At 72.2% G+C, this 21,631-nt stretch carries 24 protein-coding genes and 1 tRNA gene; 14 read left to right on the top strand and 11 right to left on the bottom strand.

The annotated features are described in order from the left end of the window. The first annotated feature begins 83 nt into the window (after positions 1-83). Both leuA and DAI17_RS08795 read left to right on the top strand, forming a co-directional pair. Positions 84-1,808: a 2-isopropylmalate synthase gene (gene leuA / locus DAI17_RS08790; RefSeq protein WP_107772475.1), complete on the top strand. Its 1,725-nt coding sequence runs from the start codon at positions 84-86 to the stop codon at positions 1,806-1,808. Between the two features lie 29 nt (positions 1,809-1,837). Next, a complete protein-coding gene (locus DAI17_RS08795; protein WP_199905009.1) occupies positions 1,838-2,695 on the top strand; it encodes an alpha/beta fold hydrolase in 858 nt (285 codons plus the stop codon). A 4-nt stretch (positions 2,696-2,699) separates the two neighbouring features. Here the strand turns inward: DAI17_RS08795 and DAI17_RS08800 are convergent, their stop codons facing one another. Continuing rightward, the gene (locus DAI17_RS08800; protein WP_199905010.1) at positions 2,700-3,389 is read right to left on the bottom strand and encodes a hemerythrin domain-containing protein; all 690 of its coding nucleotides are present in this window, start codon (positions 3,387-3,389) and stop codon (positions 2,700-2,702) included. A gap of 57 nt (positions 3,390-3,446) precedes the next feature. On the opposite strand from DAI17_RS08800, the gene DAI17_RS08805 reads away from it, so the two are divergent. The 3 genes from DAI17_RS08805 to DAI17_RS08815 are packed head-to-tail and all read left to right on the top strand — an operon-like array spanning position 3,447 to position 6,159. Continuing rightward, positions 3,447-4,676 (top strand): helix-turn-helix transcriptional regulator, encoded by a 1,230-nt coding sequence (locus DAI17_RS08805; protein ID WP_107772476.1) that lies wholly within the window; start codon positions 3,447-3,449, stop codon positions 4,674-4,676. Continuing rightward, positions 4,624-5,352 carry a DNA repair protein RecO gene (gene recO, locus DAI17_RS08810; protein WP_107772477.1) on the top strand — a complete coding sequence of 243 codons (729 nt, stop codon included), beginning with the start codon at positions 4,624-4,626 and terminating at the stop codon, positions 5,350-5,352. The genes DAI17_RS08805 and recO overlap by 53 nt, the downstream gene beginning before the upstream one ends. 27 nt (positions 5,353-5,379) lie before the next feature. After that, positions 5,380-6,159 carry an isoprenyl transferase gene (locus tag DAI17_RS08815; RefSeq protein WP_107772478.1) on the top strand — a complete coding sequence of 260 codons (780 nt, stop codon included), beginning with the start codon at positions 5,380-5,382 and terminating at the stop codon, positions 6,157-6,159. 95 nt (positions 6,160-6,254) lie between these two features. Here the strand turns inward: DAI17_RS08815 and DAI17_RS08820 are convergent, their stop codons facing one another. Genes DAI17_RS08820 through DAI17_RS08835 form a run of 4 tightly spaced genes read right to left on the bottom strand, consistent with a single transcriptional unit; the run spans position 6,255 to position 9,439 of the window. After that, a complete protein-coding gene (locus tag DAI17_RS08820; RefSeq protein WP_107772479.1) occupies positions 6,255-6,650 on the bottom strand; it encodes a Fur family transcriptional regulator in 396 nt (131 codons plus the stop codon). After that, on the bottom strand, positions 6,637-7,656 hold the full coding sequence (locus DAI17_RS08825) for a metal ABC transporter permease (RefSeq protein ID WP_107772480.1): 1,020 nt from the start codon (positions 7,654-7,656) through the stop codon (positions 6,637-6,639). The genes DAI17_RS08820 and DAI17_RS08825 overlap by 14 nt, the downstream gene beginning before the upstream one ends. Continuing rightward, positions 7,653-8,456 (bottom strand): metal ABC transporter ATP-binding protein, encoded by an 804-nt coding sequence (locus DAI17_RS08830; RefSeq protein WP_107772481.1) that lies wholly within the window; start codon positions 8,454-8,456, stop codon positions 7,653-7,655. The genes DAI17_RS08825 and DAI17_RS08830 overlap by 4 nt, the downstream gene beginning before the upstream one ends. Beyond that, entirely contained in the window at positions 8,450-9,439 is a 990-nt protein-coding gene (locus DAI17_RS08835; RefSeq protein WP_107772482.1) for a metal ABC transporter substrate-binding protein, read from the bottom strand. Before DAI17_RS08835 ends, DAI17_RS08830 begins: the two co-directional genes overlap by 7 nt. Positions 9,440-9,500: 61 nt before the next feature. On the opposite strand from DAI17_RS08835, the gene DAI17_RS08840 reads away from it, so the two are divergent. From DAI17_RS08840 to DAI17_RS08865, 6 genes are all read left to right on the top strand, one after another. Further along, positions 9,501-9,824: an antibiotic biosynthesis monooxygenase family protein gene (locus tag DAI17_RS08840; RefSeq protein WP_234412398.1), complete on the top strand. Its 324-nt coding sequence runs from the start codon at positions 9,501-9,503 to the stop codon at positions 9,822-9,824. A 95-nt stretch (positions 9,825-9,919) separates the two neighbouring features. Further along, positions 9,920-11,320 (top strand): glycine--tRNA ligase, encoded by a 1,401-nt coding sequence (locus tag DAI17_RS08845; RefSeq protein WP_107772483.1) that lies wholly within the window; start codon positions 9,920-9,922, stop codon positions 11,318-11,320. A 52-nt stretch (positions 11,321-11,372) separates the two neighbouring features. Next, entirely contained in the window at positions 11,373-12,005 is a 633-nt protein-coding gene (locus DAI17_RS08850; protein WP_107772484.1) for a YajG family lipoprotein, read from the top strand. Between the two features lie 22 nt (positions 12,006-12,027). Further along, positions 12,028-13,179 carry a tRNA dihydrouridine synthase DusB gene (gene dusB, locus DAI17_RS08855; RefSeq protein WP_107772485.1) on the top strand — a complete coding sequence of 384 codons (1,152 nt, stop codon included), beginning with the start codon at positions 12,028-12,030 and terminating at the stop codon, positions 13,177-13,179. A 176-nt stretch (positions 13,180-13,355) separates the two neighbouring features. Beyond that, complete coding sequence (locus DAI17_RS08860) at positions 13,356-14,297, top strand: hypothetical protein (protein WP_159081431.1); 942 nt, start codon at positions 13,356-13,358, stop codon at positions 14,295-14,297. Positions 14,298-14,406: 109 nt separating this feature from the next. Then, entirely contained in the window at positions 14,407-15,675 is a 1,269-nt protein-coding gene (locus DAI17_RS08865; protein ID WP_107772487.1) for a deoxyguanosinetriphosphate triphosphohydrolase, read from the top strand. A gap of 3 nt (positions 15,676-15,678) precedes the next feature. Here DAI17_RS08865 and DAI17_RS21245 read toward each other — a convergent pair whose 3' ends face one another. From DAI17_RS21245 to DAI17_RS08885, 4 genes are read right to left on the bottom strand one after another with little or no spacing between them, the layout of a single operon-like run. Beyond that, positions 15,679-15,999, bottom strand: coding sequence for a hypothetical protein (locus DAI17_RS21245; RefSeq protein ID WP_199905011.1), 321 nt, complete (start codon positions 15,997-15,999; stop codon positions 15,679-15,681). Further along, on the bottom strand, positions 15,996-17,069 hold the full coding sequence (locus DAI17_RS08875) for a YihY/virulence factor BrkB family protein (RefSeq protein WP_234412400.1): 1,074 nt from the start codon (positions 17,067-17,069) through the stop codon (positions 15,996-15,998). The genes DAI17_RS21245 and DAI17_RS08875 overlap by 4 nt, the downstream gene beginning before the upstream one ends. Before the next feature lie 14 nt (positions 17,070-17,083). Then, positions 17,084-17,350, bottom strand: coding sequence for a DUF3618 domain-containing protein (locus DAI17_RS08880; protein ID WP_159081432.1), 267 nt, complete (start codon positions 17,348-17,350; stop codon positions 17,084-17,086). After that, complete coding sequence (locus DAI17_RS08885; RefSeq protein WP_107772489.1) at positions 17,343-17,747, bottom strand: phage holin family protein; 405 nt, start codon at positions 17,745-17,747, stop codon at positions 17,343-17,345. The genes DAI17_RS08880 and DAI17_RS08885 overlap by 8 nt, the downstream gene beginning before the upstream one ends. 85 nt (positions 17,748-17,832) lie before the next feature. Here DAI17_RS08885 and dnaG point away from each other — a divergent pair, with 85 nt between their 5' ends. The 3 genes from dnaG to DAI17_RS08900 all read left to right on the top strand — a co-directional run bounded on the left by dnaG (position 17,833) and on the right by DAI17_RS08900 (position 20,358). Beyond that, the gene (dnaG, locus tag DAI17_RS08890) at positions 17,833-19,731 is read left to right on the top strand and encodes a DNA primase (protein WP_107772490.1); all 1,899 of its coding nucleotides are present in this window, start codon (positions 17,833-17,835) and stop codon (positions 19,729-19,731) included. Further along, on the top strand, positions 19,728-20,231 hold the full coding sequence (locus tag DAI17_RS08895; RefSeq protein WP_199905012.1) for a hypothetical protein: 504 nt from the start codon (positions 19,728-19,730) through the stop codon (positions 20,229-20,231). The genes dnaG and DAI17_RS08895 overlap by 4 nt, the downstream gene beginning before the upstream one ends. A gap of 51 nt (positions 20,232-20,282) precedes the next feature. Further along, positions 20,283-20,358: transfer RNA gene (locus DAI17_RS08900), tRNA-Asn, on the top strand. A gap of 57 nt (positions 20,359-20,415) precedes the next feature. Here the strand turns inward: DAI17_RS08900 and DAI17_RS08905 are convergent. Together DAI17_RS08905 and DAI17_RS08910 are read right to left on the bottom strand one after the other, a co-directional pair. Then, complete coding sequence (locus DAI17_RS08905; RefSeq protein WP_107772491.1) at positions 20,416-20,811, bottom strand: phage holin family protein; 396 nt, start codon at positions 20,809-20,811, stop codon at positions 20,416-20,418. Positions 20,812-20,894: 83 nt separating this feature from the next. Next, complete coding sequence (locus DAI17_RS08910) at positions 20,895-21,629, bottom strand: PIG-L deacetylase family protein (protein WP_107772492.1); 735 nt, start codon at positions 21,627-21,629, stop codon at positions 20,895-20,897. Positions 21,630-21,631 lie beyond the last annotated feature (2 nt).

Genomic DNA, 21,631 nt, shown 5'->3' on the forward strand with positions numbered 1-21,631 from the left:
GCGAGGCCTAGACACCGCCGGCCTCCTCGCTGCGGAGAGCGTGCTGTGCACCGGCGCCCGTCACCAGCGAGATCGAGGACCTCATGATCAGCAGCACCCCGCCCCACGAGCGCAACCCCCAGCAGCCCAGCGGCATGAAGCACGAGCGCTACGTGCCGTTCCTCCCGGTCGACCTGACCGACCGCACCTGGCCCACCAAGCGGATGACGCAGGCGCCCCGCTGGTGCGCGGTCGACCTCCGTGACGGCAACCAGGCCCTGATCGACCCGATGAGCCCGGCCCGCAAGAAGGAGATGTTCCAGCTCCTGGTGCGGATGGGCTACAAGGAGATCGAGGTCGGCTTCCCCGCCGCGTCGCAGACCGACTTCGACTTCGTGCGGATGCTCATCGAGGAGGACCTGATCCCCGACGACGTGGTGATCCAGGTCCTGACCCAGGCGCGAGAGGAGCTCATCGAACGCACCTACGAGTCGCTGCGCGGCGCCAAGCAGGCGATCGTGCACCTCTACAACTCCACCTCGACGCTGCAGCGCCGCGTGGTCTTCGGCCTCGACGAGGACGGGATCCTGGACATCGCCGTCCGCGGGGCGGAGATCTGCAAGAAGTACGAGGAGCTCGTCCCCGGCACCGACGTCTTCTACGAGTACTCACCCGAGTCCTACACCGGCACCGAGCTGGAGTTCGCCGTCCGGATCTGCAACGCGGTCCTCGACGTCTTCGGCCCCACGGCCGAGCGCCCGGTGATCATCAACCTCCCGGCGACGGTCGAGATGGCCACGCCCAACGTCTACGCCGACTCCATCGAGTGGATGGGCCGCCACCTGCACCACCGCGAGCACGTCGTCCTCTCCCTGCACCCCCACAACGACCGGGGTACGGCGGTCGCGGCCGCCGAGCTCGGCTACCTGGCCGGCGCCGACCGGATCGAGGGCTGCCTGTTCGGCAACGGCGAGCGCACCGGCAACGTCTGCCTCGTGACGCTGGGCCTCAACCTGCTGACCCAGGGCATCGACCCGCAGATCGACTTCTCCGTCATCGACGACGTACGCCGCACGGTCGAGTACTGCAACCAGCTGCCGGTCCACGAGCGCCATCCCTACGGCGGCGACCTCGTCTACACGGCCTTCTCCGGCTCGCACCAGGACGCGATCAAGAAGGGCTTCGAGGCGCTCGAGCGCGACGCCCAGCGTGCCGGCGTACCCGTGGACGACCACGAGTGGGCGGTGCCCTACCTGCCGATCGACCCCAAGGACGTCGGCCGCAGCTACGAGGCGGTCATCCGGGTCAACAGCCAGTCCGGCAAGGGCGGGGTGGCCTACATCCTCAAGCACGAGCACAAGCTCGACCTGCCGCGCCGTGCGCAGATCGAGTTCAGCCGGGTCATCCAGCAGCAGACCGACGCCGAGGGCGGCGAGGTCGCGCCGGCGGCCATCTGGGAGGCCTTCCGCCGCGAGTACCTCGACCGCGAGCGGCCGCTGTGGCTCGACTCCGTGCACACCAGCAGCGCCGCAGGGGAGAAGGACCAGCTCAGCGTCAACGTGTACGTCGACGGCGAGCCGACCACCCTCACCGGCGAGGGCAACGGCCCGATCGCGGCCTTCGTCGACGCCGTCAACGGCCTGCCCCACGACTTCGACGTCCGGGTGCTCGACTACCACGAGCACGCGCTGTCCTCCGGCGGCGACGCCATCGCGGCGGCGTACGTCGAGTGCGCGGTGGGCGAGAAGGTGCTGTGGGGCGTGGGCCTCGACGCCAACATCGTCACGGCCTCCCTCAAGGCGGTCATCTCCGCGGTCAACCGCCGCTGACGTCCCCGGGATGCCCTAGGTTGGCCGCCATGTTGGTCAGCGAGCGGATCGGCCAGTTCTTCCTCGAGCACGCGGGGGGCCGGGACCGCCTCGAGTACACCGAGTACGGCTCGGGCGACGCCTGGGTGGTGCTCCTGCACGGCCAGCTCATGCCGCGCCGGATGCACCAGCCGCTCGCCCGGGCCCTCGCGGCCGAGGGCCTGCACGTGGTGACCCTCGACCTGCTCGGGCACGGCCGCTCCGACCGACCGGCCGACCCGACGGCCTACTCGATGACCGCCTTCGCGGAGCAGGTCGTCGCGCTGCTCGACCACCTCGGTGCCGAGCAGGCGATCATCGGCGGCACGTCGCTGGGGGCCAACGTCTCGCTCGAGGTCGCCGTCCTCGCGCCCGAGCGGGTCCGCGGGCTGCTGCTGGAGATGCCGGTCCTCGACAACGCGCTCGAGGCCGGGATCATGGCCTTCGCGCCGCTCCTCTTCGCCGCGCGTTTCCTCCCGGTGACCGTCTCGGCCCTGCGGTGCGTCACCAAGGTCGTTCCGCGCGGGCTGGTGCCGTTCTGGGTCGGGATCGGCCTCGACACCTGCAACCAGCGCGCCGCTCCGATGGCCGCCGCGGTGCACGGGATCTTCTTCGGCCGGGTCGCTCCGTCGACCGCCCAGCGACGGACGATCCAGGCACCCGCGCTGGTCGTCGGGCACCCCGCCGACCCGATCCACCCGGCGGCCGACGCGGCGCTGCTGGCCGAGGAGATGCCCCACGCCCAGTTCGTGCGGGCGCGCAGCATCCTGGAGTGGCGCGCGGCCCCCGAGCGGCTCAACACCCTGGCGGCGGGCTTCGCGCGGTCGTGCTGGGACACGCCTGCCCGCACCCGGCGTCGTACGACCTGAGGGGTCACTCCCAGCGACGCACCCGCTGGTAGCGCGGGTTCCACCAGAAGCGGTGGACCAGGCGCACCGGGGCAGGCAGCTCGTCGAGCACGACCCGCACCTCCGCCGGCGAGGCGTCCTCGAGCAGGTAGGGGCTGATCTGGGCGATGTCGCTGAGCCTCAGCTCCTTCATCGACGCCTTGGTCAGCGCCTGCCACTCCTGCGCCGTCACGAGCTCGCTGATCAGCGGGAAGGCGTCGCGTTCCTCGTGGTCGAGGTGCGAGCGGAGCAGGGTGAGGAGCTCCTCGATGCGCCCCGCCACCTCGTCCCGATCTGCCTCACGGTCGTCGAAGGCATGCTCGAGGCGCTCCAGGGCCGGGTCGATGAGCGCGTGCTCGGCCTCCATCGCGTCCAGCACGGCGAGGTCGTCGGGCCGGTCGGCCAGCTTGGCGCGCATCACCGGCCAGATGTGGGCGTCCTCGATGGTGTGGTGGTGGTGCAGGCTCGAGCTGAAGCCGTGCCAGCCCACGAGGAGGGCGTCGTGGACCTCCTCCGACTCGGTGCCGTAGCGCTCGGCCGTGCGGGCCAGCCGCGCGCCGTCGCGGCGGAAGGCACGGTGCAGGATGCGCATGATCTCGAGGTCGTCCTCGGTCAGCGGGGTCGATCGCGTGCGGGTGCCGGTCATCGGGGCCTCCTGGGTCGGGACGTCTGCCATCAGGCTCGTCCCGGCAGGGCCGTTCCTCAATCCCTCGTGCGGGGGGATACTCGACCCATGGCCCGGGTCGGTCATCGTGTGCCGGCGGCGATCCGTGACGCGGCGGTCACCTCGCCGGACGGCGTGGTGTTCCGGGAGCGCGTCCTGGCGGAGATCGCGGGTGTGGCGCCCTTCGACGCGGGTTGCCTGGCCACCGCCGACCCCGCGTCGCTGGTGCCCACGTCCCTGATGACCGTCGGCTACGACGCCGGCGTCCTCGCCACGGTCGTGGACATCGAGTACGGACCGGGGGAGGAGCCGGGCCGCTTCGAGTCCATGCGCTCGAGACCCGTGCCGGTGCGCACCCTGCGTGAGGCGGCGGGAGGCCGGGTGCGGACGACGCGCTACTACGACGAGGTGCTGGCGCCGTACGGCCTGCGCGACGAGGTCCGGATGATCTTCCGCGGCAGCGACGGACTGGCGTGGGGTGCCTGCACGCTGGCCCGGGCGGGCGGCCGGGTCTTCGTCGACGCGGAGGTCGCGCAGCTGGGGCGGATCCTGGTCGCCATCGGGGACGGGCTGCGCACGACGCTGTTCCGCACCGCCGTCGACGTCCTGCCGACGGCCACGGAGGGCCCGGCGGTCGCGGTCGTCGGCGCCGACAACGAGCTCGAGTCGATCACGCCGGCAGCACGGGAGTGGTTCGAGCGCCTCGGCTGGGGTCCGGCCGGACGCCCGGTGGCCGCGGCACCCGCCGTGGTCGCCGCCGCCGCCCTGCGCAGGTCGGGCCAGGCGTCCACCGTGCTGCGCACCCGCACCCGCGACGGGGAGTGGGCGGTGATCCGCGCCGGCTGGCAGGCACGGGCGGGTGGCAGCGTCGTGATGACCGTCGAGCCCGCCCACCTGCCGGAGGTCGCCTCGCTGGCCGCGGTGGCCCACGGGCTGACCCGTCGGGAGTCCGAGGTGCTCGCCCACCTGCTCGCCGGGAAGTCCCGGGAGGACATGGCGCAGTCGATGGTGATCAGTCCCTACACGGTCCAGGACCACCTCCGGAGCATCTACGCCAAGACGGGGACCGGCGGCCGACGCGGACTGGTGGCGCTGCTGGTCGGCACCGAGTACCTGCCGCGCGTCGGCACGCCCGTGGGTCCCGACGGCTGGTTCGTCCCGTCGACGGGCACGGTCGGCCCGGGAAGTCCCGGCGCGCCGGACGGCCACGACGACGCCGGGTCCACCGGTGGGGGAGAATGGGGACGTGCCCCTCTACCGCGACGAGGCGGTCGTGCTGCGCACCCACAAGCTGGGTGAGGCGGACCGCATCATCACCCTGCTGACCCGCCACCACGGCCGGGTCCGCGCGGTGGCGCGCGGCGTGCGGCGTACGACGTCGCGGTGGGGGTCGCGGCTCGAGCCGTTCACCCACGTCGACCTCCAGCTCGCGGAGGGCCGCAACCTCGACACGATCACCCAGGCGGTGACGATCGACCCGTTCCACTCCCGGCTCGGCCTCGACTACGACCGCTACACCTCCGGCACGGTGATGCTCGAGACCGCCGAGCGGCTGGTCACCGAGGAGAAGGAGCCCGCCGTCCAGCAGTTCCTGCTCCTCGTCGGCGGCCTGCGCGCGATGGCGGCAGGTGAGCACGAGGCGGGCCAGGTGCGTGACTCATACCTGCTGCGCTCGCTGGCGGTGGCCGGCTACGCCCCCTCCTTCGACCACTGCGTCTCGTGCGGCGTCGAGGGCCCGCACCGCTTCTTCAACCCCTCGGCCGGCGGCGTGCTGTGTCGGCTGTGCAAGCTCCCCGGGTCCGCCACGCCGGCGCCCGAGACGCTCGGGCTCGGCGCTGCCCTGCTGACCGGCGACTGGGCCGAGGTGCACGCTGCGGAGCCGCGCCACCTCAAGGAGGCCAGCAGCCTGGTCGCCGCCTACCTCGCCTGGCACGTCGAGCGCGGACTGCGTTCGATGGCGTACGTCGAGCGCTGACCGCCCGCCCTGACTAGGGTCGTCCGCGTGAAGCGAAGCGTCCGACCGCCGACCCCGCACCCCAGCGGCGCCCGGCCCCCCGCCGTGCCCGCCGAGCTCGTCCCGCGCCACGTGGCCGTCGTCATGGACGGCAACGGCCGGTGGGCCAAGGAACGGGGCCTGCCGCGGACCCGTGGCCACGAGCAGGGTGAGCACTCCCTCTTCGACGTCGTCGAGGGCGCGATCGAGATCGGCGTCAAGGCGATCTCGGCCTATGCCTTCTCCACCGAGAACTGGTCGCGCTCACCCGACGAGGTGCGCTTCCTGATGGGCTTCAACCGCGACGTCATCCGGCGCCGCCGCGACGAGATGCACGAGCTCGGCGTCCGGGTGCGCTGGGCCGGCCGGGCACCCCGGCTGTGGAAGTCGGTGGTCAAGGAGCTGCGTGTCGCCGAGGAGATGACGCGCGACAACGACGTGCTGACCCTGACCATGTGCGTCAACTACGGCGGCCGGGCCGAGCTCGTCGACGCCGCGCGGTCGATGGGCCGCGCCGTCGCCGAGGGACGCCTCGACCCCGACAAGATCGACCAGCGCACGTTCGCCCGGCACCTCTACGTCCCCGAGCTCTCCGACGCCGACATGGTGTGGCGCACGTCGGGGGAGCAGCGGCTCTCCAACTTCATGCTCTGGCAGGCCGCGTACAGCGAGCTCGTCTTCACCGACGTGCTGTGGCCCGACGTCGACCGTCGCCACCTGTGGCAGGCCGTCGAGCAGTACGCGCGTCGGGACCGGCGCTACGGCGGGGCGCTGCCCAACGAGTCCTGACCCGGCCGGCCTCACTCCTCCCCGGGGCCGACCGTGGCCGACTCGTGCATACCCGGACCCCGTACGACGCACGCGGGGCGAGGGGAGGGCGCGGCTCAGTGGCGCGGGCAGGTCCCGAAGATCTCGAGCGTGTGCGAGACGTCGGCGAAGCCGTGCTCGGCGGCCATGGCGGTCGTCCAGCGCTCCACGGCCGGCCCCTCGATCTCCACGGTGGCGCCGCACTCGCGGCAGACCAGGTGGTGGTGGTGGGTGTCCGAGCACCGGCGGTAGACGGCCTCACCGTCCTCGGTGCGCAGCATGTCGACCTCGTGCGCCTCGCTGAGCCGCTGCAGGGTGCGGTAGACGGTCGCGAGGCCCACCTTGGCGCCGCGGCGGTCGAGGAGCTCGTGGATCTCCTGCGCGCTGCGGAAGTCGTCGAAGGACGCCAGCGCCTCGGTCACGGCGATGCGCTGGCGGGTGGGACGCAGGGGCTGGCGGTCAGTGCTCGTCATAGTGCTCTCCGTGCGGGGCGTGCCGGTGGCCGTCGTGGACGTAGTCGACGTGGTCGCCGTGGCGTACGGCGGGGTGGCCGCAGTCGTCGCCGTGCTCGTGGGGGTGCTCGTCCACCTCGTGCGGGCCGGGCATGTCGGTGCCCAGCGCCGGGAAGGGCTCCGCGAGGCGGCGGCGTCGTCGTACCCACACCCCGACCGGCCAGGTGGCGGCGAACATGGCCAGCGCGAGGAGCACGATGGAGGGGCCCGGGGCCACGGTCGCCCGGGCGGACAGCCACGCGGCGATGACCAGCCCGCCGACCGCGGCGACGCCGCCGAGGACCATGGCCCAGAGCAGTGTGGAGCGGAAGGAGCGCGCGAGCTGCTGGGAGGTGGCGACCGGCACCACCATCAGCGCCGAGACGAGGAGCAGCCCCACGGTGCGCATGGCGACGGTGACGCTGACGGCGGCCAGCACGGCGACGAGCAGGTTGTAGGCGCGGACCCTCAAGCCCGCGACGCGGGCGAACTCCGGGTCGGAGGCCACCGCGAAGAGCTGGGGGAGGAGGCCGAGCGTGACGGTCAGGACCACCAGCGCCAGCCCGGCGGTGTACCAGACCTCGCTGGGGCTGATGCTCGTCACGGACCCGAAGAGGTAGACCTGCAGGCCGGCGGCGCCGTCCCCGGCGAGCCCGGTGATGAGGACCCCACCTGCCAATCCGCCGTAGAACAGCAGTGCCAGGGCGACGTCGCCGTTGGTGTGGCCCTGCTCCCGAATGACCTCGATGAGCACGGCACCGAGGATGGCGACCACGACCGCCGTCCACGTGGGGGAGGCCCCGGTGAGCAGCCCGAGGGCGACCCCGGTGACCGCGACGTGGCCGATGCCGTCGCCCAGCAGGGCGAGGCGGCGCTGCACGATGAAGGTGCCGATCGCGGGTGCGGCCAGGCCGGTGAGCAGGGCGGCGAGGAGCGCACGCTGCATGAAGTCGCGGCCCAGGAGGTCGAGGAGCTCGGCGAGGCTCATCGGCGGTCCTCCCTCGGGTCCAGCGACATGGTGTCGAAGGGGGAGCCGACGTGCGGCGCGTGGTCGTGGGTGCCGGCGACGGGGTGGTGGTGGCCGTGGACGTCCTCGTGGGCCAGCGGCGGCCCGTCGTAGGCGATCCGCCCGTCGCGCATCACGACGGCCCGGTCCACGAGCGGCTCCAGCGGGCCGAGCTCGTGGGCGACGAGGATGACGGTGGCACCCCGCTCCGAGAGGGTCCGCAGGGCCTCGGCGAGCGCGCGCTGGTTGGGCAGGTCGACACCGGCGGTCGGCTCGTCGAGGAAGAAGAGCTCGGGCTCGCCCGCCAGCGCGCGCGCGATGAGCACCCGCTGCTGCTGGCCGCCGGAGAGCGTCGAGACGCCGTCGCCGGCCATGTCGGTGAGGCCCACGACCTCGAGGGCGTCGTCGATCGCCGCGCGGTCGGCCTTCCCGGCCGGGCGCAGCAGCGGGCGCCGGGTGAGCCGCCCGGAAGCCACCACCTCGCGCACGCTGGCCGGGACGCCGCCCGCCGCGGTGCCGCGTTGGGGGACGAACCCGATCCGGTGGCGCTCCTTGAAGTCGTGCAGCGGCGTGCCGAAGAGGAGGACGGAGCCCTGGGTGAGCGGACGCAGGCCGGTGAGCGCGCGCACCAGGGTGCTCTTGCCCGACCCGTTGGCCCCCATCAGGGCCACGAACTCGCCGTGCCGGACCACCAGGTCGTTGCCGCGCAGCACCGGACGGCCGCCGAGGGCGACCGTGACGTCACGGGCCTCGACGACCGGGGTGCCGGCGGGGTTCAGCATCCGTTGGCTCGTCGGAGCGCCTCGAGGTTCTGCTGCATGAGAGCAACGTAGTCGCTGGCGTCGTCACCTTCGCCCGGTCCCTCGATCGGGTCGAGGACGGCGGTCTCGACGCCGGTGTCGGACGCCAGGCTCTCGGCCATGGCGGGCGACGCGAGCCGCTCCGAGAAGACGGTGGTGATGCCCTCGGAGGCGATGAGCTCCTCGAGCTCGGCGATGACTGCCGGGGTCGGCTCGGCGTCGGGGGAGAGGCCGGCGATGCCCACGAAGTGCAGGCCGTAGCGCTCGAGGTAGCCGAACGCCTCGTGGCTGACGACCACCGTGTCGCGCTCGCAGCGCGCGAGGCCCTCGGAGAACTCGGCGTCCAGCTCCTCGAGCTCGGCCCGCAGTTCGTCGGCGTTGGCCTGGTACGTCGCCGCACCCTCGGTGTCGACCTCGGCGAGGCCCTCGGCGACCGCGTCGGCCAGGTCGGCCATCAGCAGCGGGTCCTGCCAGAAGTGCGGGTCGGTCTCGCCGTGCCCGTGGCCGTCGTCCTCCGCGGCATCGTCCTCGGCGTGCGCCTCCTCGGCCGCGTGCTCGTCCTCGGACTGCTCCGCGTGGCCCTCGTGCTGCTCCTCGATCGAGCGCAGCTCGACGGCCTCGGCGGCGTCGACGACCACGGCGTCCGAGACGTTGTCGATGGCCTCGTCCACGGCGGGCTGGAACTCGTGCTCGAAGACGACCACGTCGGCCTCGTCGAGGTCCGCGGTCTGGGCGATGCCGAGCTCGAGGTCGTGGGGCTCCCCGCCGGGCTGGGTCAGGTTGCTGACCTCCCAGTCCTCGCCCGCCACCCGCTCCGTGACCCAGGCCAGCGGGTAGAACGCCGCCACGGCCTGGCGGTCGGACCCACCGTCCGACGCACCGCCCGAGGTGCCGCACCCCGCAAGGAGGAGGGCGCCGGCGGCGACGAGCGGGAGGACACGGGAACGCGTGGCGAGCGATGACATGAGAACGATTCTCAGCAGGGTGAGAATCATTGTCAACTTGTCGCGGTCCTATGATCGCGGCGTGCTCGTCGTGACCAGGCTCCGCGTCCCCGCTGGCGACCCGTCGGCCGGCGCCGACCTCCAGACCGGCCTGGAGCGGGCGCGGGCGATCTTCTCGGCCTGCCCGGGGTACGTCGCGTGCGAGATCGGCCGCAACGTCGACGACCCCGGTCTGTGGGTGCTGTCGAGCCGGTGGGAGAACGTCGGCTCCTACCGGCGCGCGCTGTCGTCGTACGAGGGCAAGATGCACATCCAGCCGCTGATGGTGCACGCCGTCGACGAGCCCAGCGCCTACGAGGTCGTCGAGCCGGGCGCAGACCTCAACGTGGACGTCCCACGCTCCTGACCCGCGGACGGAGCCCGGCACGGAACCCCGGACGGCCGTCGATAGGGTGGTGCCACCGACCGGCAGCCAGCCGGCCTGTTCCGTGAGGATCCACCGTGGCCAAGCCCGCTCCGACCGCCCTGGACAACGTCGTCTCCCTCGCCAAGCGTCGAGGTTTCGTCTACCCGTGCGGTGAGATCTACGGCGGCACCCGCTCCGCCTGGGACTACGGCCCGCTGGGCGTGGAGCTCAAGGAGAACATCAAGCGCCAGTGGTGGCGCTTCATGGTCACCCGCCGCGACGACGTCGTGGGCCTGGACTCCAGCGTCATCCTCCCCACGCGCACGTGGGAGGCCTCGGGCCACCTGAGCACCTTCAGCGACCCGCTGACCGAGTGCCAGTCGTGCCACAAGCGCTTCCGGGAGGACCACCTCCAGGAGGACTACGCCACCAAGAAGGGCATCGACGACCCCGACACGGTCGACATCAACGAGTCCGTCGCCTGCCCCAACTGCGGCACCCGCAACGCCTGGACCGAGCCGCGCGAGTTCAACATGATGCTCAAGACCTACCTCGGCGTCATCGAGGACGAGTCGGGCCTGCACTACCTGCGCCCCGAGACCGCGCAGGGCATCTTCCTCAACTTCGCCAACGTCGTGACGAGCAGCCGGCAGAAGCCGCCCTTCGGCATCGCCCAGATGGGCAAGAGCTTCCGCAACGAGATCACGCCCGGCAACTTCATCTTCCGCACCCGCGAGTTCGAGCAGATGGAGATGGAGTTCTTCGTCAAGCCCGGCGAGGACGAGGAGTGGCACCAGCACTGGATCGACGAGCGCACGCAGTGGTACGTCGACCTGGGCATCGACCCCGACAACCTGCGCCACTACGAGCACCCGGCCGAGAAGCTCAGCCACTACTCCAAGCGCACCGTCGACATCGAGTACCGCTTCGGGTTCTCCGGCCGTGACTTCGAGGAGCTCGAGGGCATCGCCAACCGCACCGACTTCGACCTCAAGCAGCACAGCGAGTTCTCGGGCAAGGACCTGTCCTACTTCGACCAGGCCAGCAACGAGCGCTACGTCCCCTACGTCATCGAGCCCGCGGCCGGCCTGACGCGCAGCCTGATGGCCTTCCTCATCGACGCCTACACCGAGGACGAGGCCCCCAACACCAAGGGCGGCGTCGACAAGCGCGTCGTGCTCAAGCTCGACCCGCGCCTGGCGCCGGTCAAGGTCGCGGTGCTGCCGCTGAGCCGCAACGCCGACCTCTCGCCCAAGGCCAAGGCGCTCGCCGCCGAGCTGCGCCAGAGCTGGAACGTCGACTTCGACGACTCCGGTGCCATCGGTCGCCGCTACCGGCGCCAGGACGAGATCGGTACGCCGTACTGCGTCACCGTCGACTTCGAGACCCTCGACGACAACGCGGTCACCATCCGCGAGCGCGACAGCATGAAGCAGGAGCGGGTCAGCCTCGACGGCATCTCCCGCTGGTTCGCCGAGCGGCTCATCGGCTGCTGACGCGCGGCGGTTCTCGCCGTCCGGCCGGCCCCGTCCGGTGCACAATGCCCGGATGAGGCGGGTCGGGCTGGTCGAAGCGTGCGCGTGCCTGCTGCTGGTGGCGGGCTGCTCCTCCGGCGAGCCGCAGGCGCAGCCGGCGTCCGGGACGACGGGCCCGCCGTCGGCAGGGGCCACCGACGCCGGCACCACCGCGCCCGGCACCGAGCTCGCCCTCGGTGACACCGCGACCGTGGCCTGGCGCCCGGCCGCCGACGTCGACGCCCTGCTGGAGCTGAGGGTCGAGGAGGTCACCGAGGCCCGGACGCGGGACTTCGCGGGCCTCGTCGCCGCCGGGGCGACAGACGGGGCCCGGCCCTACTACGTCGACGTGACGGTCACCAACGCCGGCGACGCCGACCTCGGCGGTCTCGCCGTGCCCCTCTACCTGCGCGACACCTCCGACGCCCTCGGTCCGCCGTGGGGCTTCGCCGAGCCGTTCGAGCCGTGCCGCTCCCAGCCGCTGCCCGAGCGCTTCGCCCGCGGCGACACGACGACGCGGTGCCTGGTCTTCCTCGCCCGCGCCGGTGCGGCGTACGACGCGATGGTCTTCTGGCCGACCCCGGACCGGGAGGCGATCACGTGGACGGGCGAGGCGACCGAGCCCGACCGCGGCCGTCGCGGGCGCCCCTCCCGACGAGGTCGCTGACCCGGCACGCGACAATGGGCCCATGCCACTGCCGTCGTCGTTGACCCTGCGCGCGCCCTCGGGGGCGTCGCTCACCGTCGACACACCCGTGGTGCTCGCGCCGATGGCCGGGATCACCAACGCCGCCTACCGCCGGCTGTGCGCCGAGCAGGGCGCCGGCCTCTACGTCTGCGAGATGATCACCTCGCGCGGCCTCGTCGAGGGGGACGAGACGACGCGCAAGATGCTGGTCTTCGACGAGCTCGAGACGGTCCGCTCGGTGCAGCTCTACGGCACCGACCCCTACTACGTGGGCCGCGCCGTGCAGATCCTGTGCGAGGAGCACGGCGTCGCGCACGTCGACCTCAACTTCGGCTGCCCGGTGCCCAAGGTGACCCGCAAGGGCGGCGGGGGAGCCCTGCCCTGGAAGCGGGGCCTGCTGGGGGACATCCTCGACGCGGCGGTGGCGGCCGCGGCGCCGTACGACGTCCCGGTGACCATGAAGACGCGCAAGGGCCTCGACCAGGACCACCTCACCTACCTCGACGCCGGGCGGATCGCCCAGGAGTCCGGGGCGGCCGCCATCGCGCTGCACGGGCGCACCGTCGAGCAGGCCTACTCCGGGCAGGCCGACTGGGACGCCATCGCCGAGCTGGCCGCCAGCGTGGACATCCCCGTGCTCGGCAACGGCGACATCTGGGAGGCGGCCGACGCCGTCCGGATGGTCGAGGAGACCGGGGTGGCGGGCGTCGTGGTCGGACGCGGCTGCCTGGGTCGGCCGTGGCTCTTCCGGGACCTGGCGGCGGCGTTCACCGGGCAGCAGGTCGCGACGCTGCCGACCCTCGGCGAGGTGGCGACCATGATGCGCCGGCACGCGGAGCTGCTGAGCGAGCACATGGGGGAGGAGCGGGGCTGCAAGGAGTTCCGCAAGCACGTCACGTGGTACCTCAAGGGCTTCCGCGCGGGAGGGCAGCTCCGGCACCGCCTGGCCCTCGTCGACTCACTCGCCGCCCTCGACGAGCTGCTCGCCGACCTGGACCCCGACGAGGCCTTCCCGGTCGCCGAGCTGGGCACCCCGCGGGGTCGCCAGGGGGCCCCGCGCAAGCGCGTCGTGCTGCCGGAGGGCTGGCTCGACGACACCGACGGCCGGGACATCCACGTCCGCGAGGACGCCCTGGAGATCACGGGCGGATAACGCCCCGGCCACGGAGCGGTGACGGGGAACACGCACTGATTTGTCCGTCAGGATTTGGGACAGGGCAGAAATCCTGTGCTTCACTCGTCGTTCTGCCCGCGTCTCCCCCCCGAGGCCCTCACCGGCTCGAGCGCGGTCAGCATCCCCCTGCACGCAACAGCAAAGGATTCAGCGCTGTGGCTCAGCATCGCCACAAGCGGGACGCCAATGCCCGCCGTACCCCCCGCCGTACCCCCTCAGCAGTCCAGGTCGCCGGACCCGTCGCAGCCCTTGCGACCCTGTCCGCCGTCGCCGTGGGCGTGCTGACGGCCAACCCGTCCGTCCCCGGCACCGACGACCTGCTCGCCTCCTCGAGCAACGCCGCCGCCGGCATCTCCGCCTCCGGGGTCGCCCAGCGCGACGAGGTCGTGTCGCGCTCCGAGCGCCGCGAGGCCCGCGAGGACGCCCGCCAGGAGGCGCGCAAGGAAGCCCGCCAGCAGGCGCGCGAGCAGGCCCGCAAGGAGGCCCGCCGCGAGGCCAAGGCCACCCAGCGCGCCGTCCGTGCCGCCGACACCCGTCTGTGGACCACGACCGAGCTCAACCTGTGGACCAGCGCCGGCGGTGACGCCCGCAACGTCGGCCTCGTCGACGACCTCGAGAAGGTCCTGGTCACCGGCCGCAAGGACGGCGACCGCGTGGAGGTCGTCGTCAACGGCAAGTCCCGGTGGGTCACCGCGGGCTACCTCGCGAACAAGAAGCCGAAGCCGCCCGCCCCGGCCGGCCCGTCGCTCGGCGGACAGTGCTCCAACGGCTCCTCGATCGACGCGGGCAGCCCGTCGCTCTACGAGATCCACGACGCGGTCTGCGCCAACTGGCCCGAGATCACCTCCTACGGCACCTGGCGCAACGACGGCGAGCACGGCGAGGGCCGTGCCATCGACGTGATGGTCAGCGGATCCACCGGCTGGGAGATCGCCGAGTTCCTGCGCGCGAACTACTCCGCGCTGGGCATCGAGTACATCATCTACTCCCAGAAGATCTGGTCCGTGGACCGAGCGGGCGAGGGCTGGCGCTACATGTCCGACCGCGGGTCGACCACCGCCAACCACTACGACCACGTGCACGTGACGGTCTACTGATCTGAATGGTGCGAGCGTGAGCCGCACGAGGTCCTCATGACGACGGGGTCCGACGCCGCTGGTGGAGCGGGGTCGGACCCCGTCGGTCGTGGTCACTAGGCTCACGGCGATGACGCCCGACGATCTGTACGACGAGCACGACCGCGCCCGCGTGGTGGCCGAGCCGCCCAAGCGGGTCGACGCCCCGGTGCGCACCGCCTTCGAGCGCGACCGCGCTCGCGTCGTCCACGCCGCCGCGTCGCGAAGGCTCGCGGCCAAGACCCAGGTGGTCGGGCCGCAGACCGACGACTTCGTCCGCAACCGGCTCACCCACAGCCTCGAGGTGGCACAGGTCGCGCGTGACCTGGCCCGGGCCCTGGGCTGCCACCCCGACATCGCGGAGACCGCGGCCCTGGCGCACGACCTCGGCCACCCGCCGTTCGGCCACAACGGGGAGCGGGTGCTGGCCGAGCTGAGCCAGGACTGCGGCGGGTTCGAGGGCAACGCCCAGACCCTGCGCCTGCTCGCCCGTCTCGAGGCCAAGACCTTCGACGGGACGGGCGCGTCCGTGGGGCTCAACCTCACCCGGGCCACGCTCGACGCCTGCACCAAGTACCCCTGGTCCCGCGACGCCGCTCCCGGTCCGGGCGGGGTGCACGCCGACGGCACCCCGCGCTTCGTGGTCAAGTTCGGCGTCTACGACGACGACGCCCCGGTCTTCGACTGGGTGCGCGAGGGGATCGGCGGACGGCGGCAGTGCGTCGAGGCACAGGTGATGGACCTCGCCGACGACGTCGCCTACTCCGTGCACGACGTGGAGGACGGCATCGTGGCCGGCCGGCTCGACCTGACCCGGCTGGAGCGCGATGAGCTGTGGGCGACGGTGCGCGCGTGGTACCTCCCGGAGTCCTCCGACGCCGAGCTGGACGAGGCCCTGGCGTCGATGCGCCGACAGGGCTCCTGGCCGACCGCGCCCTACACCGGCACCCGCCGTGACCTCGCGGCCATCAAGAACCTCACCAGCGACCTCATCGGCCGGTTCTGTGGGAGCGTCCAGGCCGCCACCTTCGCGGCGGTCGACGGCCCGCTCGTGCGGCACCGGGCCGACCTGGTGGTCCCGGAGGCGACACGGGTGGAGATCGGGATCCTCAAGGGCATCGCCGCGCACTACGTCATGCAGGCCACCGACCGGGTGGCCCTGATGGAGCGGCAGCGGCTGCTCCTCGCCGAGCTGTTCGCGGCCCTGTGGGAGCGCGGGCCGGACGCGCTCGACCGGCCGTTCGCCGACGACTGGGCGGCGGCGGCCGACGAGGCCGGCCGCCGCCGCGTGGTCCTCGACCAGGTGGCGTCGCTCACCGATGCCAGCGCGGTCGCGCGGCACGCCACCCTGGTCGGGTGAGGCTCAGGGCAGGTTGCCCTGGGGGTAGGGGTTGTCCTGCAGCGCCACGTTGTCCGGGTTGAGCTGGGACTCGAGGTCCTCGTCGTTCGTGTGCGAGGGCTTGACCTTGTCGGCGGCGGCGGTCGCGGCCGAGGCGACCTTGTCCTTCACGACCGGCGCCTGCGCCTTGGCCGTGTCGGCCGCTTGGTGGGCGGCGTCCTGGACACGGGGGTCGTCCTTGACCTTGGTCGCCAGGCCCTTGATCTGCTCGTAGCGCTCGTGCCCGGCCTTCGCGCCGAGCACGTAGCCGATACCTCCGGCGACGAGTACCAACAGCTTCTTCATCGTGCATCCTCTCTGTGGGGGTCCTGCGGGGGAGTGTCCTGCGCCGAGGAGTCGTCGTGCTGCTCGCGGATGCGGCGGCCCTGGGCGACGTCCTCGGCCTCCTTCTCCTCGGCCTTGCGGATGTTGCGGGTGTCGCGGGGCGGCAGCTGGAGGTCCTTCTCGGCCGCCATCCCTGCCTGGAGCTGGCGGCCGCGCTCCAGCTCGGAGTCGACCTCGGCGCCGAAGAGCAGCGCGAGGTTCGTCAGCCACAGGTAGAGCAGAGCGACGATGACCCCGGCCAGCGAGCCGTAGGTCTTGTTGTAGGACGAGAAGTTGGCGACGTAGAACGCGAACGCCACCGAGGCGAGCACCCAGGTGACGATGGCCACCAGGGCCCCGACCGAGATCCAGCGGAACTTCGGCTGCTTCACGTTGGGGGTGGCGTAGTAGAGCATCGCCACGATGAGCACGACGGCGATGCCCAGCACCGGCCACTTCGCGATGCTCCACGCCGTCACGGCCGCGTCACCGACGCCGATCACGTCACCGATGGCCTCCGCCACGGGTCCCGAGACGACCAGCATGAGGAGCACGGCGGCCATCAGCGCCAGGGCGACGATGGTGATCACCAGCATGATCGGGCGCAGTTTCCAGAAGGGGCGGCCCTCCGGGATCTCGTAGATCCGGTTCATCGCCCGGCCGAAGGCCCCGACGTACCCGGACGCGGTCCAGAGCGCGCCGGCGAGACCGAGGACCAGGGCCAGCCCGGCGCTCTGGGACTCCGAGATCTGCCGAAGGGTGGGCTCGACCGTGCCCAGCATCTGCTCGGACACCAGGGGGTCCAGGACCTCGAGGACGGTGTCCACCGACTCCTCCGCCTGCCCGACCAGCCCGAGCAGGGAGGTCAGGGCGATGGCCGCCGGGAAGATCGACAGCACCGCGTAGTAGGTCAGCGCCGCCGCGAGGTCGGTGCACTGGTCGTCGGTGAACTCGCGCCACGTCTTGCGCGCGACGTACTTCCACGAGCGCTTGTCGAGGTCGGTCGGGCTGTCGGGCTTGCGGTCGTCCTCCGGGTCCGCGGAGGAGGTCACCCGGTGTTCGGTGGTCATGAGCGGTGCCGCCACCAGACGAGCACGATCGCCATGGCCACCAGCGAGCCCGCGGCGGCCAGCACCTCGGGACGCGGCTTGCCGTCGTCCGTCGTGGCGCGGTCCCTGACCTCGGCCACGCGGGCCTGCGCCTGCGACTTCACGTCGAGCTTGGCGGTGAGCTGGTCGACGGTGTCGGCCAGCTGCTCGCGCTGGGCCGCGATGTCGGCCTCGATCTGCTGGGGGGTCTGGCCGCCGGTCCCGTTGCTGCTGCTGTCACCCATGGTGTCCACCCTTCACGGTCGCGATGTCCTCCTTGACGCCCTCCATGGCCCGCTCGGGCTTGGCAGGGGTGGCGGAGGCGACCTTGTTCTTGCCCAGCACGCCGGCCACCGCTGCCGCCGCGAGCAGCACCAGGGCGACGACCAGAGCCGCGAGCCAGGCGTCCACGACGAGCGCGAGGGCGAGGATCGCCGTGGTGACAAGCGTGGCCACGGCGAAGAACGCCAGCAGTCCTGCCACGCTGAACATGCCGATCCCGACCCCGGCGCGCTTGCCCTTCTCGGACACCTCGGCCTGCGCCAGCCGGATCTCGGAACGGATGAGCTCGGGGACCTGCTGGGTCAGCTGGTTGACCAGCGCCCCGAGCGTCGGGTCGTCGTTCGTCCGCGGATCTGTCATGCCCCCAACGTGCCAAAGCGGACGCGGATTGTGAACCGAGCGCACCCGTGGGGGTGGCGTGCTCCACGGACGTAGACTCCGCCCCGTGGCAGGCCGGATCCGCGATGACGACATCGCCGAGGTACGCGAGAAGGCGCGCATCGACGACGTCGTCTCGTCGTACGTCACGCTCAAGCGCGCGGGCGGCGGGTCGCTCAAGGGCCTGTGCCCCTTCCACGACGAGAAGTCGCCGTCGTTCAACGTCAACCCCTCGCGCGGCTTCTTCCACTGCTTCGGCTGCAGCGAGGGCGGGGACGTCATCTCGTTCCTGATGAAGATCGAGGGCCTGTCCTTCGGGGAGGCCCTCGAGCGCCTCGCCGACAAGTACGGCGTGGTGCTGCGGCGCGAGGACGGCGACGCGGCCGAGCGCCCCCGGGGCCCGGCGCGCGGGCGGCTCATCGAGGCGCACAAGGTGGCGCAGGAGTACTACGCCGAGCAGCTCGGCACTCCGGACGCCCTGGTGGCGCGGCAGTTCCTGGGGCAGCGCGGCTTCGACCAGGCCAGCGCTGAGACGTTCGGCGTGGGCTTCGCGCCGCGCGACGGCGAGGCGCTGCTGCGGCACCTGCGTGGCCGCCGCTTCACCGACGAGGAGCTGGTGACGGCGGGCCTCGTCAAGCGCGGCCGGTCCCACTACGACGCCTTCCGCGGTCGGTTGCTGTGGCCCATCCGGGAGGCGAGCGGCGAGACCATCGGCTTCGGGGCCCGCCGGATCTTCGACGACGACCGGATCGAGGCCAAGTACCTCAACACCGGCGACTCACCCATCTACAAGAAGAACACCGTCCTCTACGGCATCGACCTCGCCCGCCGCGAGATCGCCCGCTCCTCCCAGGCCGTGGTCGTGGAGGGCTACACCGACGTGATGGCCTGCCACCTCGCCGGCGTGCCCACCGCGGTGGCCACGTGCGGCACCGCGTTCGGCGACGACCACGCGCGGGTCCTGCGGCGCTTCCTGCACGACCACGAGGAGTTCCGCGGCGAGGTGATCTTCACCTTCGACGGCGACGCGGCTGGGCAGAAGGCCGCGCTGCGGGCCTTCGGCGGCGACCAGAACTTTGTCTCGCAGACCTACGTCGCCGTCGAGCCGGACGGCCTCGACCCCTGCGACCTGCGCCTGCAGAAGGGCGACGCCGCGGTGCGCGAGCTGATCGCCACGCGCAAGCCGCTCTACCGGTTCGTGCTGTCCAACGTGCTCACCAGGTACGACCTCGACCGTGCCGATGGCCGCGTCGACGCGCTGCGCGAGGCGGCCGCGCTGGTCTCGAGCATCCGCGACAAGTCCAAGGTCGACGCCTTCGCGCGCGAGATCGCGGGCATGATCGGCGTGGACGTCGACGACGCCCGCGCCGAGGTGCGCCGCGCCGCCGCGCGACCGGCGTCCACCGGCCGCAGCGACCACCGGGACTCCCGTCGTAGGACGCCGGAGACCGACGCCGCGGCGGGCCCCCAGCGCCCGCAGCTGCCCAGCCTGCGCGACCCGCGGTTCTCCATCGAGCGCGAGACCCTCAAGATCGTCATCCAGCACCCGGGTGCCGTGGGCCGGGTGATCAACGGCATCGGTCCCGACGACTTCAGCCACCCCGTCTACCGGGGCGTGTGGGAGGCGATCGCGGCGGCCGGGGGACCGGCGGCGGGCGCCGACGACAGCGGGTGGAGCACCCGGGTGCGCTTCGGCGCGGTCGACCCGGCCATCTCGTCCGCCGTCTCCGAGCTGGGCGTCGAGCCGGTGCTGACGCCCTCCACGCCCGAGCCCGGCTACGTGGCCAAGCACGTCTACCGCCTCCAGGAGCTCACCACGATGCGGCGCATCGCCGACCTCAAGTCACGCCTCCAGCGCACCAACCCCGTCGAGCACCAGACCGACTACAACAAGATGTTCGGCGAGCTCGTGGCCCTCGAGCAGCACCGCCGCACGCTGCGCGACCAGCAGGTGGCGGCCCAGTGAGGTGGAGGACCCGCGCCGCGGCGCCCGAGGTCGCGGTCGGGCCGGGCGAGCGCGTGCTGGCCTGGTGCCGCAGCAGCGACGACCGGGTGCTCGCGGGGACGCGTGACGCGCTCTACTTGGCGACCCTGGACGACACCACCCGCATCCCGTGGGAGCAGGTCGAGGCCGCCGACTGGGACAGCGACACCGAGGTGCTGCGGGTCTCGCTGGTGGGCTCGTGGGGTGAGCAGCGCGTCGAGCACGTCCTCGCGATCGCGGAGCCGGGCCGGCTGCTGCAGCTGGTGCGCGAGCGGGTGACAGCGAGCATCGTCCTGCAGCGCCACGTGCCGCTCCGCGGGCGCGGCGGCGTACGCGTGATCGGACGCCGTGCGCCCCGTGGTGACGCCCCGATCGCCTGGTTCTACGAGTACGACGAGGGCGTCGATCCCGACGACCCGACCGTGCGCACCGCGGCCGCGGAGGCCCTCGTCGCGGCCCGCAGCGACGTGGGTCTGGGCTGATTTCTCAACGCCCTACCCCCCTTGCTAGGGTTCTCACCGCTGCTCAAGCGATCCCCTGTAGCTCAACTGGCAGAGCATTCGGCTGTTAACCGGAGGGTTGTTGGTTCGAGTCCAACCGGGGGAGCCAGTCGAAGGCCCCCGACCCGCATCGCGGGTCGGGGGCCTTCGTGCGTCCCAGGCGTGGTCAGGTGCGGTTGCGTGCCGCCTCGATGCCGGCCTTGACCAGGATCAGCGGCAGCAGCAGGGTGGCGAGGGCGGTGGCCAGCCACACGATGACCGTGGCGGCGATCCAGGTGGTCGCGCCCCCGTCGATGGTGAGGGCGTCACCGAACAGGGCGGTGAGCCAGAGCGCGACGAAGGTCGACAGCAGGCCGACGCCGCCGAGCAGCGCCGAGGCGTTCCGGGCGGTGACCTTGGCGATGAACGGGGCCAGCACGCTCTGGATCACGGCGAAGAGGACGACCGCGGTGACGAAGCCGCCGGCCGAGACGTCGAAGCCGTCCACCAGCCACGCGGTCACGAGAAGTCCGACGGCGGCGGAGACGAGGAAGATGGCGGTGCGGACCAGGAACCGGATCATGGTCGGCACCCTAGGAACGGTCGCACCCGCGGGGGAGGGCCGAATCGGGTGAGGTCGGGCGCCGGGGCGACGCGCAGATCCGCTCAGTCGCCCCAGCCGAGCGGGTAGACCTCGAAGGGTGCCGCGAACGCGACGCCGAGCCCCTGACCGGTCTGCCGGGCCATCCCCTCGAGGAACTCGCGCGGGTCGAAGTGCTCCCAGCCGAGTCCGTCGATGTAGGCCCGGTGCGCCTCGAGCGAGGCCACGCCGGCGTCGAAGGTCTCCGTCGTGTCCACGGCGTGCCGGGCCTCGGGGGAGCCGGCCGCCCACACGGCCCGCACCTCACCCCACGGCTCCAGCTCGCCGTCGAGCTGCTCGGGGAAGATCCATCGGTTGCCGGCGTCACGGGCGGCGTCCAGCACGCCGCGCCCCACGGCGATGTGGTCGGCCTGGTTGAGCGACCTGCCTCCCCACGAGTCCCGGAAGTTCCCGGTGACGACGATCTCGGGCCGGTGCCGGCGGATGACCTCGGCGAGCGTCTGCCGCAGCGGCACGCCGTACTCGACGATGCCGTCCGGCAACCCGAGGAACTCGACCGTGGACACACCCACCAGGCGCGCCGACTCGACCTGCTCGGCCTCGCGGACGGTGCGGCACTCGTCGGGGTGCAACCCGTCGATGCCCGCCTCGCCGCTGGTCACCATGCAGTAGACGACGTCCTTGCCCTGGCCGGTCCAGCGGGCGACGGCGGCGGCCGCGCCGAACTCCAGGTCGTCGGGGTGCGCCACGATGCACAGGGCGCGCTGCCAGTCCTCGGGAAGCGGTTCGAAGTCGGTCATGC

Origin of the sequence: Nocardioides sediminis (genome assembly GCF_003047295.1) — a bacterium.
In the GTDB taxonomy this organism is placed as follows: domain Bacteria; phylum Actinomycetota; class Actinomycetes; order Propionibacteriales; family Nocardioidaceae; genus Nocardioides; species Nocardioides sediminis.

Coding starts and splice junctions, on each gene's coding strand:
- DAI17_RS08905 (WP_107772491.1), bottom strand. CDS start 20,811: ATGATCCGGTTCCTGGTCCGCACCGCCATCTTCCTCGTCTCCGCCGCC.
- dusB (WP_107772485.1), top strand. CDS start 12,028: ATGCCACTGCCGTCGTCGTTGACCCTGCGCGCGCCCTCGGGGGCGTCG.
- leuA (WP_107772475.1), top strand. CDS start 84: ATGATCAGCAGCACCCCGCCCCACGAGCGCAACCCCCAGCAGCCCAGC.
- DAI17_RS08835 (WP_107772482.1), bottom strand. CDS start 9,439: ATGTCATCGCTCGCCACGCGTTCCCGTGTCCTCCCGCTCGTCGCCGCC.
- DAI17_RS08795 (WP_199905009.1), top strand. CDS start 1,838: ATGTTGGTCAGCGAGCGGATCGGCCAGTTCTTCCTCGAGCACGCGGGG.
- DAI17_RS08880 (WP_159081432.1), bottom strand. CDS start 17,350: ATGGGTGACAGCAGCAGCAACGGGACCGGCGGCCAGACCCCCCAGCAG.
- DAI17_RS08910 (WP_107772492.1), bottom strand. CDS start 21,629: ATGACCGACTTCGAACCGCTTCCCGAGGACTGGCAGCGCGCCCTGTGC.
- DAI17_RS08830 (WP_107772481.1), bottom strand. CDS start 8,456: ATGCTGAACCCCGCCGGCACCCCGGTCGTCGAGGCCCGTGACGTCACG.
- DAI17_RS08820 (WP_107772479.1), bottom strand. CDS start 6,650: ATGACGAGCACTGACCGCCAGCCCCTGCGTCCCACCCGCCAGCGCATC.
- DAI17_RS08825 (WP_107772480.1), bottom strand. CDS start 7,656: ATGAGCCTCGCCGAGCTCCTCGACCTCCTGGGCCGCGACTTCATGCAG.
- DAI17_RS21245 (WP_199905011.1), bottom strand. CDS start 15,999: ATGAAGAAGCTGTTGGTACTCGTCGCCGGAGGTATCGGCTACGTGCTC.
- DAI17_RS08805 (WP_107772476.1), top strand. CDS start 3,447: ATGGCCCGGGTCGGTCATCGTGTGCCGGCGGCGATCCGTGACGCGGCG.
- DAI17_RS08850 (WP_107772484.1), top strand. CDS start 11,373: ATGAGGCGGGTCGGGCTGGTCGAAGCGTGCGCGTGCCTGCTGCTGGTG.
- DAI17_RS08885 (WP_107772489.1), bottom strand. CDS start 17,747: ATGACAGATCCGCGGACGAACGACGACCCGACGCTCGGGGCGCTGGTC.
- DAI17_RS08865 (WP_107772487.1), top strand. CDS start 14,407: ATGACGCCCGACGATCTGTACGACGAGCACGACCGCGCCCGCGTGGTG.
- DAI17_RS08800 (WP_199905010.1), bottom strand. CDS start 3,389: ATGGCAGACGTCCCGACCCAGGAGGCCCCGATGACCGGCACCCGCACG.